General features: G+C 58.9%; 16 protein-coding genes, 3 tRNA genes and 1 pseudogene. 4 read left to right on the plus strand and 16 right to left on the minus strand.

What is annotated here, in order from left to right; genetic code table 11:
* Positions 1 to 49: 49 nt before the first annotated feature.
* The gene (locus tag Q7L55_10835; protein MDO8733045.1) at positions 50 to 1,252 is read left to right on the plus strand and encodes a pyridoxal phosphate-dependent aminotransferase; all 1,203 of its coding nucleotides are present in this window, start codon (positions 50 to 52) and stop codon (positions 1,250 to 1,252) included.
* Here Q7L55_10835 and Q7L55_10840 read toward each other — a convergent pair.
* The 6 genes from Q7L55_10840 to Q7L55_10865 all read right to left on the minus strand — a co-directional run bounded on the left by Q7L55_10840 (position 1,249) and on the right by Q7L55_10865 (position 3,597).
* A complete protein-coding gene (locus tag Q7L55_10840; GenBank protein ID MDO8733046.1) occupies positions 1,249 to 2,265 on the minus strand; it encodes a UDP-N-acetylmuramate dehydrogenase in 1,017 nt (338 codons plus the stop codon). The two genes, Q7L55_10835 and Q7L55_10840, sit on opposite strands and share 4 nt — an antisense overlap.
* A 19-nt stretch (positions 2,266 to 2,284) precedes the next feature.
* A complete protein-coding gene (locus Q7L55_10845) occupies positions 2,285 to 2,707 on the minus strand; it encodes a MaoC family dehydratase (GenBank protein MDO8733047.1) in 423 nt (140 codons plus the stop codon).
* Positions 2,704 to 3,153 carry a MaoC family dehydratase N-terminal domain-containing protein gene (locus Q7L55_10850; protein MDO8733048.1) on the minus strand — a complete coding sequence of 150 codons (450 nt, stop codon included), beginning with the start codon at positions 3,151 to 3,153 and terminating at the stop codon, positions 2,704 to 2,706. The genes Q7L55_10845 and Q7L55_10850 overlap by 4 nt, the downstream gene beginning before the upstream one ends.
* 21 nt (positions 3,154 to 3,174) lie before the next feature.
* On the minus strand, positions 3,175 to 3,342 hold the full coding sequence (gene rpmG / locus Q7L55_10855; protein ID MDO8733049.1) for a 50S ribosomal protein L33: 168 nt from the start codon (positions 3,340 to 3,342) through the stop codon (positions 3,175 to 3,177).
* Positions 3,343 to 3,415: 73 nt separating this feature from the next.
* Positions 3,416 to 3,488 (minus strand) — tRNA-Met (locus Q7L55_10860).
* A 36-nt stretch (positions 3,489 to 3,524) separates the two neighbouring features.
* Positions 3,525 to 3,597 (minus strand) — tRNA-Thr (locus tag Q7L55_10865).
* Positions 3,598 to 3,692: 95 nt separating this feature from the next.
* Here Q7L55_10865 and Q7L55_10870 point away from each other — a divergent pair.
* A complete protein-coding gene (locus Q7L55_10870) occupies positions 3,693 to 4,628 on the plus strand; it encodes an oxidoreductase (GenBank protein MDO8733050.1) in 936 nt (311 codons plus the stop codon).
* On the opposite strand, the gene Q7L55_10875 is transcribed toward Q7L55_10870, so the two are convergent.
* Positions 4,629 to 4,862 carry a VOC family protein gene (locus Q7L55_10875; GenBank protein ID MDO8733051.1) on the minus strand — a complete coding sequence of 78 codons (234 nt, stop codon included), beginning with the start codon at positions 4,860 to 4,862 and terminating at the stop codon, positions 4,629 to 4,631.
* A 132-nt stretch (positions 4,863 to 4,994) separates the two neighbouring features.
* Here Q7L55_10875 and Q7L55_10880 point away from each other — a divergent pair, with 132 nt between their 5' ends.
* Complete coding sequence (locus tag Q7L55_10880; GenBank protein MDO8733052.1) at positions 4,995 to 5,708, plus strand: Type 1 glutamine amidotransferase-like domain-containing protein; 714 nt, start codon at positions 4,995 to 4,997, stop codon at positions 5,706 to 5,708.
* On the opposite strand, the gene Q7L55_10885 is transcribed toward Q7L55_10880, so the two are convergent.
* Both Q7L55_10885 and Q7L55_10890 read right to left on the minus strand, forming a co-directional pair.
* A complete protein-coding gene (locus Q7L55_10885; protein MDO8733053.1) occupies positions 5,701 to 6,975 on the minus strand; it encodes an MFS transporter in 1,275 nt (424 codons plus the stop codon). The genes Q7L55_10880 and Q7L55_10885 overlap by 8 nt on opposite strands.
* Before the next feature lie 75 nt (positions 6,976 to 7,050).
* Positions 7,051 to 7,133 (minus strand) — tRNA-Tyr (locus Q7L55_10890).
* A 109-nt stretch (positions 7,134 to 7,242) separates the two neighbouring features.
* On the opposite strand from Q7L55_10890, the gene Q7L55_10895 reads away from it, so the two are divergent.
* Entirely contained in the window at positions 7,243 to 7,734 is a 492-nt protein-coding gene (locus tag Q7L55_10895) for a YajQ family cyclic di-GMP-binding protein (GenBank protein ID MDO8733054.1), read from the plus strand.
* A 78-nt stretch (positions 7,735 to 7,812) separates the two neighbouring features.
* Here the strand turns inward: Q7L55_10895 and Q7L55_10900 are convergent.
* The 7 genes and pseudogenes from Q7L55_10900 to nuoL form a co-directional block, all read right to left on the minus strand.
* Positions 7,813 to 8,046: pseudogene (locus Q7L55_10900) on the minus strand (4Fe-4S binding protein).
* Positions 8,043 to 8,384, minus strand: a complete 342-nt coding sequence (locus Q7L55_10905; protein MDO8733055.1) for an NADH-quinone oxidoreductase subunit C — start codon at positions 8,382 to 8,384, stop codon at positions 8,043 to 8,045. Before Q7L55_10905 ends, Q7L55_10900 begins: the two are co-directional and overlap by 4 nt.
* The gene (locus Q7L55_10910) at positions 8,384 to 8,797 is read right to left on the minus strand and encodes a hypothetical protein (protein MDO8733056.1); all 414 of its coding nucleotides are present in this window, start codon (positions 8,795 to 8,797) and stop codon (positions 8,384 to 8,386) included. Before Q7L55_10910 ends, Q7L55_10905 begins: the two co-directional genes overlap by 1 nt.
* 30 nt (positions 8,798 to 8,827) lie before the next feature.
* On the minus strand, positions 8,828 to 9,823 hold the full coding sequence (locus Q7L55_10915; GenBank protein MDO8733057.1) for a polyprenyl synthetase family protein: 996 nt from the start codon (positions 9,821 to 9,823) through the stop codon (positions 8,828 to 8,830).
* Between the two features lie 12 nt (positions 9,824 to 9,835).
* Complete coding sequence (gene nuoN / locus Q7L55_10920; protein MDO8733058.1) at positions 9,836 to 11,398, minus strand: NADH-quinone oxidoreductase subunit NuoN; 1,563 nt, start codon at positions 11,396 to 11,398, stop codon at positions 9,836 to 9,838.
* Positions 11,399 to 11,403: 5 nt separating this feature from the next.
* A complete protein-coding gene (locus tag Q7L55_10925; GenBank protein MDO8733059.1) occupies positions 11,404 to 12,969 on the minus strand; it encodes an NADH-quinone oxidoreductase subunit M in 1,566 nt (521 codons plus the stop codon).
* On the minus strand, positions 12,966 to 14,849 hold the full coding sequence (nuoL, locus tag Q7L55_10930) for an NADH-quinone oxidoreductase subunit L (protein ID MDO8733060.1): 1,884 nt from the start codon (positions 14,847 to 14,849) through the stop codon (positions 12,966 to 12,968). The genes Q7L55_10925 and nuoL overlap by 4 nt, the downstream gene beginning before the upstream one ends.
* Positions 14,850 to 14,854 lie beyond the last annotated feature (5 nt).

Raw genomic sequence — 14,854 nt, forward strand, 5'->3', positions numbered from 1 at the left:
GCGTGAGGCTGCTGCTTGTGGAGCCACGGCGCGCTGGAAGAATGCTCATATGACTGCACGCGTTTCTGCCCGCATTGCCGCAATCACCGAATCGGCCACTTTGGCCGTTGATGCAAAGGCCAAGGCCCTGAAGGCCGCCGGCCGTCCCGTCATTGGATTTGGTGCGGGCGAGCCGGATTTCCCGACTCCTGACTACATCGTTGCCGCGGCAATCAAGGCCTGTTCGAATCCGAAATGGCATCGCTACACACCTGCGGGCGGTCTGCCTGAGTTAAAAGAGGCTGTGGCATTCAAGACCAGGCGTGACTCTGGCTATGAGGTCACTGCGAATCAGGTTCTGATCACTAATGGTGGAAAGCAGGCGCTCTACAACGCCTTTGCCACATTGCTTGATCCAGGCGACGAAGTGCTGCTGCCCGCGCCCTACTGGACTACATACCCAGAATCCATTCGCTTGGCTGGTGGACTTCCGATTGAAATCCTGACCGATGAAACTTCCGGCTATCGCGCAACTATCGATCAACTGGAAGCTGCACGCACAGCGCGCACCAAGGTGCTCGTCTTCGTCTCGCCGTCGAACCCGACTGGCGCGGTCTACTCCCCCGCTGAGGTCAAAGCCATTGGCGAGTGGGCAGTCGAGCACGGCATTTGGGTTGTGACTGACGAGATCTACGAGCACCTCGTGTACGGCGATGCAGAGTTTGCATCGATGCCCGCACTCGTGCCTGCGCTCGCCGACACCTGTGTCGTCGTCAACGGTGTGGCCAAGACCTATGCCATGACCGGCTGGCGGGTGGGCTGGATGATCGGGCCTGCAGACATCGTGAAGGCAGCAACCAACCTTCAGTCACACGCAACATCAAACGTCGCCAACGTCTCGCAGATTGCTGCGCTCGCTGCAGTCACTGGCGATTTGTCGGCGGTTGCCGAAATGAGGGCGGCCTTTGACCGACGACGCAAATTGATCACCGGCATACTCGATGCGATTCCCGGAGTCACCTGTCCGCTGCCGGAGGGCGCGTTCTACGTGTATCCATCCGTCAAGGCACTGTTCGGCAAGAGCCTTCGCGGGCAGCAACTGACCTCGTCGGCACAACTTGCCGGGTTGATCTTGGACGAGGTAGAGGTTGCTGTTGTACCCGGCGAAGCCTTTGGCACTCCTGGATATCTGCGTCTGTCCTATGCCACCAGTGATGCCGACATCACTGAAGGCGCCGCCCGGATAGCCGCACTACTGGACGAGCTCAACTAGTCGAGCGAACAGCCAACCAGTCGGACCTCAGGCTGAAGTTCAATGGCGAAAGCTGCCAGCACTCGTTCGCGCACAACACGTGCAAGTTCAAGAATGTCGGCGGCAGTTGCCTCACCCCGGTTGGTCAAAGCCAAGGTGTGCTTGTTCGAAATGCGCGCTCGCTCGTTGAGTCCAAAGCCAGGTTCAATGCCAGCGTGTTGAATCAGCCATGCTGCACTGAGCTTCACGCCATTGCGCGCCGGGTAACGCGGACAGTCAGCAGGCAGTTGTGCCGCAACTTCATCGGACACTATTGGATTGGTGAAGAAGGAGCCCGCACTCCAGGTGTCGTAATCAGTTTCGTCGAGCACCATTCCTTTGGATCTGCGCAAGCGCACTACGGATTCACGGATGCGCGAGGGCAGCGCGGTATCCCCGACTTCGAGATCAAGCAGTTCGGCAAGTTGGTCGTAGCTGATGCGACTCAAGCCCGTGCGCGCCAGGGCAAAAGTCACAGCCAAGACAACCCAGCGATCAGGCAGTTCTTTGAAGATGCTGCCGCGATATGTGAAGCAACATTCTTGTGGAGACAGATCACGCTGCTGTTGTTCCTGGCGATCCCAGACGCGCACACTTGCGATGAGATTGCCGACCTCAACTCCGTAGGCACCGACATTCTGAATAGGCGTTGCCCCGACATCTCCGGGGATTCCAGACAGAGCTTCCAGCCCGTGAGCACCAGAGCTCAAGCAAACAGACACAAGTCCATCCCAGGGTTCACCGCATGCAGCAGTCACAAACACTAGATCGCCGATGTCCTGGTGATGGATACCGCGGAGTCTGGTGTGGACTGCTAGCCCAGCAAAGCCCTCGTCAGCGACGAGCAGGTTGCTCCCCCCACCAAGGAGCAGCACTGGTGTCCCAACGGCATCAGCCTGTTGAACGGCTTCGATCAGTTCTGCTTCATTGGCAGCGACCACGAATCCGGCTGCCATGCCACCTACGCGCAGGGTGGTGTGATCCGCAAAACGCATGGGCCAAGACTAGAGACCGCTAGGCAAGACGAACGATGGCCTGCGCGCGTCCGAGGACAGTTTGATCCTGGCTCTTGCATGTGATGGCGATCTTCACGCAGCGATCATCGAGCAACTCGGTGATCTTCGCGGATACCGCCAGCACAGTTCCGACATCGTCATTGGCTACGACGACAGGGCGGGTGAAGCGCACGCCGTATTCGATCACTGCCCCGGGATCACCAATCCAGTCAGTGACCACGCGAACGGCCTCAGCCATCGTCAGCATGCCGTGGGCGATCACATTTGGCAGGCCAACCTCAAGGGCAATGCGCTCGTTCCAGTGAATGGTGTTGAAATCGCCAGACGCGCCCGCGTACTTGACCAAGGTAAGACGATCGACCGTGTACTCGGCTTCTGGCAGTTCAGTGCCAACGGCGATGCTGTCAAAGCTCACGCTCATGATTCTTCGCCCCGCGAGACGAGCATGGACGTCGCGGTGGCCACCGGCTCGCCGGCAACGGTCGTGATGATGCCCTTGGTGGTGATCATGTCGTTACCAGCCATTGAGCGAATATTCTCAATGACTGTTGTCACGATCAACTCATCTCCGGCGCAGATCGGGCGGGTGTAGGCAAAGGATTGCTCGCCGTGGACGACGCGTGAATAGTCCAGGCCAAGTTCTGGATCAAAGAGAGCCGCATTTGCGGCTTCCAGTGAGAGCACGATTGCGAATGTGGGTGGCGCAATGACATCGGCGTAGCCCAAGGCTCGCGCGGCGTCAGGGTCAAGATAGGCAGGGTTGGAGTCACCCACTGCCCGCGCAAATTCGCGGATCTTCTCGCGGCCAACCAAATATGAGGGGCCTGCTGGATAGGTCCGCCCGATGAATTCGGGATTCAGCGCCATGAGTTGCTGAACGAAATCCGGTTAGCGGGTTTCCTTGTGAACAGTGTGCTTGTTGCAGTTCATGCAGTGCTTCTTCATCTCCATGCGGTCAGGATCGTTACGACGATTCTTCTTGGTGATGTAGTTGCGGTGCTTGCAGTCCTCGCACGCCAAGGTGATCTTGGGTCGAACGTCGGAAGCCTTAGCCATGATCGTCTCTTTCTGACTGGTCGTGCCTTGTCGAACCTGAATCGTACGTTGCAATGAGCATGGAGCTCACCAGTAGCGAGGGCCGGACTTGAACCGGCGACACAGCGATTATGAGCCGCTTGCTCTACCAACTGAGCTACCCCGCTTTAGGCGGCAAAGACGGGAGTCGATGCTGCCTTACGGGCCCCCATACGGAATCGAACCGTAGACCTTCTCCTTACCATGGAGACGCTCTACCAACTGAGCTATGGGGGCACAAAGCCCCGCAAGCCTACACGGCGATATGAGCCAGTCGAAATCGTGCCTCAACCCGATGCGATCACGTGGATCCAAGGTCAAGGCCTCACACTATGCACATGCCTTGGACCGCCGCAGACATGCCAGATCTGCACGGTCGTCGAGCTGTGGTGACCGGATCCAATGGCGGTATCGGCTACTTCACAGCACTTGAGTTGAGCAAGCACGGAGCTGCGGTGACTCTGGCCGTGCGCGATGTGGCCAAGGGCCAATCCGCCGCGACGCGTATGCATGCTTCTGGAGCCAGTGGGCTTGTCGTGCAAGAACTCGATCTGGCCAGTCAGGCAAGCGTGCGCAGATTCGCTGATCGATGGAGCCAGGACAATCCGAGCGGCTTGGATTTACTGATCAACAATGCCGGAGTCATGGCGATCCCCCGCAAACTGAGCCGCGACGGCTTTGAGTTGCAGTTCGCTACCAACTATCTGGGCCACTTCACCCTCACTGCGCTGTTGATGCCAGCCCTGCTGGCTCAACCACAGGCTCGCATCGTCAATGTCACGTCCAATGCTCACCGATTTGCTCGATCGATCGACTTTGACGACCTCCAGGGTGAGCGCAGATACCGGCGCTGGACGGCCTACGGACAATCCAAATTGGCACAACTGCTCTTCACCAATGAGCTTCAGACTCGCCTGGATCGTCTTGGCAGTTCTGCAAAGGCGATGGCTGCCCATCCCGGCTATGCGGCAACGGCTTTGTACGTGGCCCCGCTGCACTTGGGAAAGTTTCCCTTCGTCACCAGCGCCATGACGCAGGTGGGCTCAGTCATCGGACAATCAGCCGCGATGGGCGCTTTGCCAAGCCTGTATGCGGCCACCGCCTCAGATCTCCACGGCGACAGCTGCATCGGTCCCAATGGCGCGGGTCAGTGGAAGGGCAATCCCCAACTCGTTGATCGCTCGGCTGCTGCGATGGATGTGAACGCAGCAATGCGGCTTTGGAATGTCAGTGAAGAAATCACCGGCATTCACTTTCCTTTGGACTAGTCAGACCTTGCGGCAGAAGAACTCCACGGCAATGCCGTCTGGATCGCGAGCCGTCACTGCCCAGCCGTAGTCGACATCCTCAACGGGATCGTGGGGGAACTCGAGCTCATCGAGTCGATCGGCCCAGCCGCGCACTGCAGCTTCCGATGGGCAGGACAGCCCGATGTGATCCAAGCCCACGCGATTGTGATCAAAGCGATCTGAGAGTTGGGTGGACTCATGCTTGGTGAACACGATGATGATTCCGTTTGGCCATTGCAATCGGATTCTCGACCACGTGCGTGCCTCGCGTGCAGCTCAGACATGGTTCGCGAGCATGCCATGGATTCCACCTTGGCCAGTTCCATCACCCCGTAAAGTCCAACCATGAGCATCCCGGGTCGGATCGCCCTTGTAGGCAGCGGCGAATATCTGCCTGTGATGCAGGAGATTGAGGGCTGGCTTCTCGAAGGTCGGCCAAAGCGTTACGTCCAGCTCGCCACCGCCGCAGCCCCAGAGGGGGACGAATCCCTGAGCCGCTGGCACGAACTCGGGAGCTCGGCATCCCAAAGGCTTGGCGTTGAACAGGTCATTGTCGATGTTCGCGACCGCGTTGACGCCGATGAAGACCAATGGGTGCAAGCGATCGCCGGTGCTGGACTCATCTATCTCTCCGGTGGCAATCCAGCCTACTTAGCCGACACTTTGCGCGGCTCCAATGTGTGGCAGGCCATTGTGCAGGAATGGCGCAATGGCGCTTCTCTTGCCGGGTGCAGCGCTGGAGCCATGGCAATGGGCGGTGCGGTGAATGACTTCAGACATCCCCGCAAGGGTGGGGTTGAAGGCCTAGGAGTACTTCCCGAAGTGCGCGTGCTTCCCCATTTTGATCGCTTGACCCAATGGATGCCCGACATCGCGCTGCGCCCATTCGCCGCCAAGGGAGCAATGACCTTGGGCATCGACGAGGACACCGCACTTCTTGGCGAGAGCGATGGAAGTTCCATGTGGCACTTCCGGCCGCGCGGACGCCTATCTGCTTGGCGAATTGAATCGTCAGGCAAGCATCGCATCGAGGACTCCGTGCAACTGCGCGTCAACTAGCTCCCTCGACCCTGCCCCGAACCTCTCGCTCACGCTGAGCATGCGCGTCGGTCTGGACGTTGTACTTCCATAGAGTCGGCGTAAGCACCGCCGCGATTATCACGCCAGCCACACACAGCAGTCCGCCGCTGGCAAAGGAGAAGCGCAGGGAAGTGACCGACGCAACCGTGCTGCTGCGGACTTGGCCAAGCAACGGACCGACCGAATAGCTCAGCATCTCGATGCCAGCCATCCGGCCGCGCACTCCGTCGGGAATTGTCTGATTCCAGATCAGTGTGCGGAACAGACCACTGACCATGTCTGCCGCCCCCGCTAACACCAGCAGAATCAGAACCCACCAGATACCGGGGGCCACGCCGATCAAAGCGATGCACAGTCCCCAAAGCGCAGCGGAGAAGACCACCAGGCGTCCATGTCGATTGACACGTGAGGTCCAGCCACTGGTCAAAGTGACGAGCAGCGCACCCACAGCTGTTGCTGCATAGAGGAAGCCGAGCGACCAAGGCGCATCGAACTGCTCGGCGACAAAAGGGAACATCGCCACCGGAAAGGCGAAGATCATGGCGATCAGATCGATGATGTATGTGCCAAGAAGATCACGCCTGCCGTAGGCATACTTCACTCCTTCGAGAATATGGCCAATGCTCGCCTTCTCAACAACCTCCAACAACGGTCCAAGGCTCCGCAGCCGGAACAGGAAGATGGCAGAGACTGCGTAGGAGATCACATCGACCCCATAGGCGAAGCCGACGCCAGCAACGGCGATCAGCAAGCCGCCAATGGCTGGTCCGATGATCGAACCGAGCGTGTACTGCACCATGCGCAGAGCACCTGCCGCAGGCAATTCTTCATGCGATACCACCCTCGGGATGATCGCATTCATGGACGGACGCTGGATTCCTTGATTAGCTGCCAGCACAAAAGCCACGAAGTAGATCACCCAGAGATGCGGATCAGACATCAACGAGTTCAGGCACAAGACGCTCAGCAGCAACAGCGCGACCACTTCGGTGATCAACACGATCCGACGTCGATCAAGGGTGTCCGCCAGCGCACCGCCATACAGACCGAAGACGACTAGCGGCACGAGTTGCACCAGGCCTACGGCACCAACGGCAAAGAAGGATCCCGTCAGATCAGCAATCTGGAAGGGGATGGCGACATAACTGATCATCGAGCCCAGGTAGGTGACCATCCCGCTCACGAACAGGTTGCGGAAGTCCTTGGAGGTACGCAAGGGCGTGATGTCGATACTCAACTTGGGCACTCGCGCAGTCTGTCAGTTCGCCCGAGAATGCACTGTGGGGTCCGTCAGAATTTCGACGAACCCCACAGCCTTGTGTGGCAGGTGAAGGATTCGAACCTTCGGAGGTATTAACCGGCGGATTTACAGTCCGCTCCCATTGGCCGCTCGGGCAACCTGCCATGCTCCCCTTGCGGGCAGCGCGGGAAACAATACACGCGCATGTTTCTGGGCGGGACCATGCAGGATGGCACTCGCGATTCGGCACAATGGCGGGGTTGAGGAGGAGCTATGGCAGACAGCAGTTTTGACATCGTGTCGAAGGTGGATCGGCAAGAGGCCGACAACGCCTTGAATCAGACGGCAAAGGAATTGGCGCAACGATTCGACTTCAAGAACACCGATACCACCATTGAGTGGAAGGGTGAACTCGGCGTTGAAATCACTTCGGGAACTGAAGAGCGAGCCAAAGCCGCCCTTGATGTCTTCAAGGAGAAGATCATCAAGCGTGGCATGAGTTTGAAGAGCTTTGAAGCTGAGGATCCTCGCTCCTCGGGCAAGGAGTACAAGATCACCGGAACCTTCAAGGCCGGGATCAATCAGGAGCAGGCCAAGAAGCTCGGAAAACTGATCCGTGACGAGGGGCCCAAGGCCGTCAAGGCTCAGGTGATCGGCGAGGAGCTGCGCATCACCAGCAAGAGTCGTGATGATCTTCAGGCCGTGCAGGAGTTAGTGCGAACAGCCGAGCTGGATTTCGCAACTCAGTTCGTGAACTACCGCTAGCTACAGCGCTCGACGAGCCAGATCCTCGCGATCACTGACGAGTTCCGCGCGCGAATGCACCGACAGTCCTGCAACCTGGCTCCAGCTGAGTGCATCGGTTGGGCAGACGTCAATGCAGATGCCGCAGTACATGCACAGCGCGTAATCGATGCGGAAGGCATCGAGCACGTGCACGGTCTTTGGCCTGCGGCCTTCCGTGAGCTGCTCGGTATGCCGCTCGATTTCGATGCACACGCTGGGACAGTCACGCACGCAAATCAAGCATGAAGTGCAGGAATCCTCATGCAGGCCAATGGATTCTCGGACACTCATGACGGCACTGACTTACGCAAGGGCGGCGGGTCGGGGAAGAATCGGTGCAGAAGCGGACGTTGATCAGTGAGACCAGCGAAGCCAATGCCGAACATCTCCAGAGTCTCGCGCTCATACCAAGCTGCGCCGGCATACAGGCTCGTCAGTGATGCAACTTCGACCGAGACTGCTGTGGTGACCAATGCCGACCGAGACTGTGACTGGTCCGTGACGCGTGCGACAACATCGACGTGGTCCCCACGATCGATGGCAGTCAGAAAGTCGAACCAGCCCAGGCCTTCAGACTTCAGTTGCGCGAAATGCTGCAGCCACACCTCTGAATCAATCCTTGTCGGCATCACAGCGTTGGCACCAAGGCGAGCACACCATCAATAATTCGCCGGGGATCAGGTGGACAACCTGCGACATAGCCAGAGGTCTCCACGAGATCGGTGATGCCCTTGCGGACGGGCAGCGCATCCCAATACGGTCCGCCCGAGCTTGCGCAGGCGCCCACGGCAATGGCCAGCCGGGGCTCCCGGATTGACTCCCATTGAGCCTGTACCGCAGGCGCCAGAAGCTCAGTGACCGTGCCTGCAACCAGAAGCACATCTATCCGGGCAACGCAGTCCTGAGGACTCTCGCGCGAAAGCAAACCCAAAGTCACAGCTGAGCCCACTTCGAGTGCGCAGCAGGCCAGTTCGCTCACATGGATGCGGATGGTCGGATCAGCGACAACGCGATACATCTCGGGGGCGAGTTCGGCGAGCATCCACCGAGCGTAGCGAGGTGGTGGAGGGGATCAGCCCGTGCGCGAAACGACGTAGTCGCACAGTTGCTCAAGGGCTTCCCGAGGAGCGCCCGCGGGCAATTCCACCAAGGACTTACGCGCATCATCGGCCCACCGACGAGCCTCAACCTGAGCCTCCTCCAAAGCGCTGTGCTGGCGCAGCAGTGCGAGCGCCTCGGCGTGCTCAATCGGATCCGGAAGTGGTCGCGAGAGCAGTTGTTGCAGTCTGCTGTCCGCAGTATCTGTGCTCGACAGTGCGATAAGCACCGCAAGAGTTGGAACTCCCTCGCGCAGGTCGGTTCCCGGAGTCTTGCCCGACTGCTCAGATTCAGAAGTGATGTCGACAAGATCGTCAGCGAGCTGGAATGCCACACCGATGCACTCGCCAAACTTGGTGAGCACCTCAACGGTCAGTTCGTCAGCACCGGAAAGCATCGCGCCGAACTGGCCAGCAGTTGCAATCAACGAACCAGTCTTGTCGGCCAGCACCTGCAAGTGATGCTGCACCGGATCAGCGCCATCGATCGGACCGACCGTCTCGCGAATCTGTCCGATGCACAGCCGTTCGAAGGTGCGGGCTTGGATGCGAACTGCCGAAGGACCGAGGTCGGCGAGGATGTCAGAGGCACGAGCAAAGAGAAAATCACCAGTGAGAATCGCGATCGAGTTGTCCCAACGAGCATTGGCCGAATCAGCACCGCGGCGCATCTTGGCCTCGTCCATCACATCATCGTGATAAAGCGTTGCCAGATGAGTCAGTTCAACAACCACGGCCGCTTCGATGACTTCTTTGCGCCTTGGATCCCCGAACTGCGCAGCCAGCAAAGTCAGCAGTGGGCGGAAGCGCTTGCCACCCGCATCGACTAGGTGCGTTGAAGTCTCTGTGACAAATGGGTAGTCGCTCTTGATCGCCTCATGCAGGGCGGACTCCACCTGCGCCATGGCCGAGGTGAGGGATGCCTCCAGCTCAGGATCGCCCGAAAGCAGATCCATGGGTTGAGAACTCATGGTTACACGCTACTAGCGAACGAAAACGCCGGCGTTGACGATCAGCTCGAGCAGCGGTTGCGGCACGATTCCCAGAAGGATGGTCACGGTGGCACCGGCAGCCAGAGCAATGGTCGTGAAGACGGAGGGGACGGCCACTGTGGCGGTGTCCTCCGTCGGATCGGTGAAGAACATCAAGACCACGACGCGAAGGTAGAAGAAGGCAGCGATCAACGAGGCGACTACGGCCACGATTACCAGCCAGGTATTGCCTGAGGCGATTGCCGCAGTGAACACGCTGAATTTCCCGATGAAACCGCTGGTCAGGGGGATGCCGGCCAGCGACAGCATGAACAGGGCGAAGACAGAAGCCACGAAGGGTGATTTGCGTCCCAAGCCAGCCCACTTGGAAAGGTGGGTAGCTTCGCCTGTGTCATCGCGCACCAACATGATGATGGCGAAGGCGCCGATGGTTGTGAAGGAGTAAGAGATCAAGTAGAAGATCGAACCTGCCAAACCTGCAGGCGATGCCGCGATGACACCCAGCAGGATGAAGCCAGCTTGCGCAATCGAGGAATAGGCCAGCATCCGCTTGATGTCGCTCTGGGTGAGCGCGATGATCGAGCCGACGAGCATGGTGAGAATCGCGATGACCCACATCATCGGAATCCAGTCCCAACGCATGCCGCCAAGGGCAACGTAGAACAGACGCAAGAGGGCACCAAAGGCCGCGATCTTCACTGCGGCCGCCATGAAGCCCGTCAACGGGGTCGGCGCACCCTGGTAGACGTCTGGCGTCCACTGGTGGAAGGGCACGGCGCCGATCTTGAAGAGCAGACCAGCTGCAACAAGTGCAATGGCGATCAGGACGAGCGAACTCTGCCCCGGGATGGCCGAGAGCTTTTCGGCGATCACTGGGAAGGAGATCGAGCCGGAGAAGCCGTAGAGCAACGCTGACCCGTACAGGAAGAAGGCTGAAGAGAAGGCGCCAAGAACGAAGTACTTCAACGCAGCTTCCTGGGAGAGCAGGCGACGGCGACGGGCCATGCCGGCGAGCAGGTAGAGCGGCAAGGACATGACTTCAAGGGCCACGAACATCATCAGCAGGTCATTGGCTACCGGGAACAGCAGCATGCCGCCAACGGCAAACAGGAAGAAGGCCCAGATTTCGGTCTGGAAATAGCCGCGCGCAGTGAATTGACGCTCATCCTCAGACCCCGGGAGGGCGGAGGCCCGCGGGGCAAAGGCATCGCCGCTTGGATCAAGCCCGCGCTCAGCCATCAGCAGCGCACCAAGGATCGCGATGACCACGATCGTGGCCTGCATGATCAAGCCGGGACCATCAACAACCAGTGCACCTTGGCCGACGACTGCCCGATCGCCATGCAGGCTGATGATCGCGATCAGTGCGGCAATGAGCGTTGTGAACACCAGGATCAACTGCGTTGGGCGTCGTGCTGCTCGCGGCAGGAAGGCCTCGATGAGAACCGAGACAACGCCAGCGCCGAGCACGATCAGGATCGGAGCCAGCAGTCGATACTCGATCGTTGGCATCACCCAAGTAGTGGTGTCGGCCGCCTGGACCACGGCACTCACGGCGATCACGGTTGGGTCCCTTCAGTGGTGGTGCTCGTCACGCCAATAGTCGGAGGCGGATCGGTTTGACCCGTGATGGACATGACGGTGTCGACGGCGGGATTGATGACATTCAGCAGAGGCGTCGGGTACAGCCCGAGGAAGATCGTCAAGGCAACAATCGGAATCAAGGCAGTGAACTCTCGCACCCCAAGATCCCTGATGCCTGCTAGGCCTTCACCAACTGAACCGGTCATCGACTTCTGGTAAACGCGCAGCACATAGGCAGCCGTGATGACGATGCCGAGAGTGGCGACGCCGCCCACCCACAAATACCGCTGGAAAGTGCCCAGCAGCACCATGAACTCGCCGATGAATGACACCAGCCCAGGCAGGGCCAAGGAGGACAGCGCGGCAAACAGGAAGAAGCCCGCCAAGACTGGTGCCGGCTTGTTCACACCGGAGTAATCCGACAGCAGGCTCGAACCGCGATGACGCTGCATCAGGAAGCCAGCAGTCAAGAAGAGCGCGGCGGTGGACAACCCATGCGCCACCATGTACACAACGGAGCCGCTGATGCCGATCGTGGTGAAGGCGAAGATACCCAGCGCTATGAAGCCAAAGTGCGACATCGACGAGTAGGCGAACAAGCGCTTCATGTCGTTTTGACCCAGCGCCACAAATGCGCCATAGAAGATGCCTACCAAAGCCATGCCAATGATCACCGGCGCATAGAACTCACTTGCGGCAGGGAAGATCGGCAGGCAGTAGCGGATCATGCCGAAGGTGCCGACCTTGTCGAGTACGCCAATCAGCAGTACCGCGGTGCCGGGCTTTGCCGCACTCGCTGCATCGGGAAGCCAGGTATGGAATGGCCACAAGGGAGCCTTGATTGCAAAGGCAAAGAAGAATCCAAGGAAGAGGATCTTCTGCGTTGCCGGATCAATGTCGAGGCCAACGAGTTGGAACCAATTGAAGGTCCCCTGTCCTGAGATCTGGCCAGAGACAACGAACAAACCAATCATCGCTGCGAGCATGAACAAGCCGCCGAGGAGGCTGTAGATCAGGAACTTCATTGCCGCGTACGAACGCTCCGGGCCGCCGTAGCGCCCGATCATGAAGTAGACCGGAATCAGCATGGCTTCGAAGAAGACGTAGAAGAGGAATACGTCGGTGGCTGCGAAGACGCCGATCATCAAGGTCTCCAGCACCAAGATCAGAGCGAAGTAGCCCTTGACGCTGCCGACCGTCTCGGAGTTCGGCTCTTCGACATCGTTCCACCCAGCAAGGATCGTGATCGGCACCAGAATTGCCGCCAGCGCAATCAGCACAAGGCCGATGCCATCGACTCCCATGGAGTAGGTGATGCCAAAGGCCGGGATCCACTCGTGATATTCGACGAGCTGGAACGGCTCACTGGTGGAGCCGTTGAACTGCAAGGCAATGACAACGGTCAACCCCAGAGCCACGACGGAGATGGCCAGCGCGAGTTGCTTCGCCAACAGCGGGCGCGATTTGGGCAGCAAGGCCACCACAACACTGCCGACAAGCGGCACGGCTGCGAGAACGGTCAGCCAGGGGAACTCGTTCACGAAAGCCTCACCAGTACCAGTGCCAGGACAACCAAGACGGCGCCACCGACCATCGAAAGTGCATAGGAACGGATGAAGCCGGTCTGGTACTTGCGCATGCGTCCTGACAATCCGCCAACTGCAGCTGCACTGCCATTGACGAAGCCGTCGACCCAGGCGTTGTCGAACCACACCAGGAAGCGCGACAACCAGAAGGAGGGCTGCACGACCAGGACATCATTGATCGCATTGCCATACAGCTCGGCACGAGCCGCACGTGTGAGCAGGTTGCCATGCGGCTCGGCGACGGGGACCTCCCGGCGGGCGTACTGAATCCATCCGAACGCAGCACCAGCGAGGACGACCGCCAGCGTGATGACCATCAACAGGATTTCTGGGATCGCGATTTCGTGCTCCTGGTAGCCGACAACAGGCTCAAGCCAAGTTTCGATATTCCCCCAGAACAGCAGCGCCATGCCCAGGAAGGTCGCCCCGATGGCCAAGATGATCAACGGGATGGTCATCACAGCCGGTGACTCATGCGGATGCGCATCGTCTTCCCAGCGCGCCTTGCCGAAGAAGGTCATCGCGACCATGCGAGTCATGTAGAAGCCTGTGATGCCAGCAGCAAGCACGGTGCACACGCCAACCAGGTTGTTGCTCTCAAATGCCGCGTGAACGATGCTGTCTTTAGACCAGAAGCCCGAGAACGGCGGGATGCCCATGATCGACAAGGTGCAGATCAAGAAGGTGCCGAAGGTAATCACCATCAGCGCGCGCAATGCACCATAACGACGCATGTTCACGTTGTCCTTCATTCCGTGCATGACCGAGCCCGCACCAAGGAAGAGTCCAGCTTTGAACACACCGTGGGTCAGCAGGTGGAAGATGGCGAAGACGTAGCCGACCGGCCCCAGGCCGGCCGCGATCACCATGTAACCGATCTGGCTCATCGTGGAACCCGCAAGAGACTTCTTGATGTCGTCTTTGGCGCAACCGATGATCGCGCCCATGAACATAGTGATCACCCCAATCACGACAACAGCTGTCGCAGCCCAGGCAGCAGCATCGAAGATCGCATTGCTACGCGTGATCAAGTACACGCCAGCGGTGACCATGGTCGCCGCGTGAATCAGTGCCGAGACCGGAGTTGGGCCCTCCATTGCATCAAGCAACCAAGCCTGCAGCGGGAACTGCGCAGACTTGCCGCAAGCAGCCAAGAGAAACAGCAGGCCAATGGCCGTGAGCGTGCCTTCACTTGCCTGTCCGGTGCTGCTGAAGACATCCTGGAAGGAGACCGACCCGAAGGTCACGAACAGGACCATGATCGCCAGACTCAGGCCGACGTCACCAACTCGGTTGATGATGAATGCCTTCTTGGCGGCAGCTGCCGCAGCCGGCTTGTACTGCCAGAAGCCGATGAGCAGATAACTCGCAAGACCAACGCCTTCCCAGCCGACATACATCAGCAGGTAGTTGTTGGCCAGAACGAGCAAGAGCATCGCTGCAACGAAGAGATTCAGGTAGCCGAAGAACTTGCGACGATCAGGGTCGTGGCTCATGTAGCCAAGTGAGTAGATGTGAATCAGCGAACCGACAATGGTGATCAGCAGCACGAAGACCATTGAGAGCTGATCAAGTTGGAAGGCCATGTCGACCTTGAAACTTCCCGCAAAGACCCAGCTGTAGATGTTGTCGTTGAAAGTCCGATCTTCAGCGCCTTGGCCCATCATCTCCACGAGCATCCAGATCGCCAGGCAGGCGTCGACCACAACAGTGAAGACGCCCAGATATGGCCCCCACTTATTGGTCGTGCGCCCACCGAGCAGCAGGATCGCCGCGCCAACCAGTGGCAGCGCAATCAGCAACCACAGCAGCGAGAACACGCCGGTCGCCGGCATCAACT

The organism is Actinomycetota bacterium (assembly GCA_030650795.1).
Classification (GTDB): Bacteria; Actinomycetota; Actinomycetes; order S36-B12; family S36-B12; genus UBA11398.

What these genes read in the sequence shown, in the direction of transcription:
- Q7L55_10870 (MDO8733050.1), top strand. Translation starts at nt 3,693, where the DNA reads ATGCACATGCCTTGGACCGCCGCAGACATGCCAGATCTGCACGGTCGT.
- Q7L55_10895 (MDO8733054.1), top strand. Translation starts at nt 7,243, where the DNA reads ATGGCAGACAGCAGTTTTGACATCGTGTCGAAGGTGGATCGGCAAGAG.
- Q7L55_10880 (MDO8733052.1), top strand. Translation starts at nt 4,995, where the DNA reads ATGAGCATCCCGGGTCGGATCGCCCTTGTAGGCAGCGGCGAATATCTG.
- rpmG (MDO8733049.1), bottom strand. Translation starts at nt 3,342, where the DNA reads ATGGCTAAGGCTTCCGACGTTCGACCCAAGATCACCTTGGCGTGCGAG.
- Q7L55_10910 (MDO8733056.1), bottom strand. Translation starts at nt 8,797, where the DNA reads ATGCTCGCCGAACTCGCCCCCGAGATGTATCGCGTTGTCGCTGATCCG.
- Q7L55_10835 (MDO8733045.1), top strand. Translation starts at nt 50, where the DNA reads ATGACTGCACGCGTTTCTGCCCGCATTGCCGCAATCACCGAATCGGCC.
- Q7L55_10845 (MDO8733047.1), bottom strand. Translation starts at nt 2,707, where the DNA reads ATGAGCGTGAGCTTTGACAGCATCGCCGTTGGCACTGAACTGCCAGAA.
- Q7L55_10850 (MDO8733048.1), bottom strand. Translation starts at nt 3,153, where the DNA reads ATGGCGCTGAATCCCGAATTCATCGGGCGGACCTATCCAGCAGGCCCC.
- Q7L55_10915 (MDO8733057.1), bottom strand. Translation starts at nt 9,823, where the DNA reads ATGAGTTCTCAACCCATGGATCTGCTTTCGGGCGATCCTGAGCTGGAG.
- nuoL (MDO8733060.1), bottom strand. Translation starts at nt 14,849, where the DNA reads ATGCCGGCGACCGGCGTGTTCTCGCTGCTGTGGTTGCTGATTGCGCTG.
- Q7L55_10905 (MDO8733055.1), bottom strand. Translation starts at nt 8,384, where the DNA reads ATGCCGACAAGGATTGATTCAGAGGTGTGGCTGCAGCATTTCGCGCAA.
- Q7L55_10840 (MDO8733046.1), bottom strand. Translation starts at nt 2,265, where the DNA reads ATGCGTTTTGCGGATCACACCACCCTGCGCGTAGGTGGCATGGCAGCC.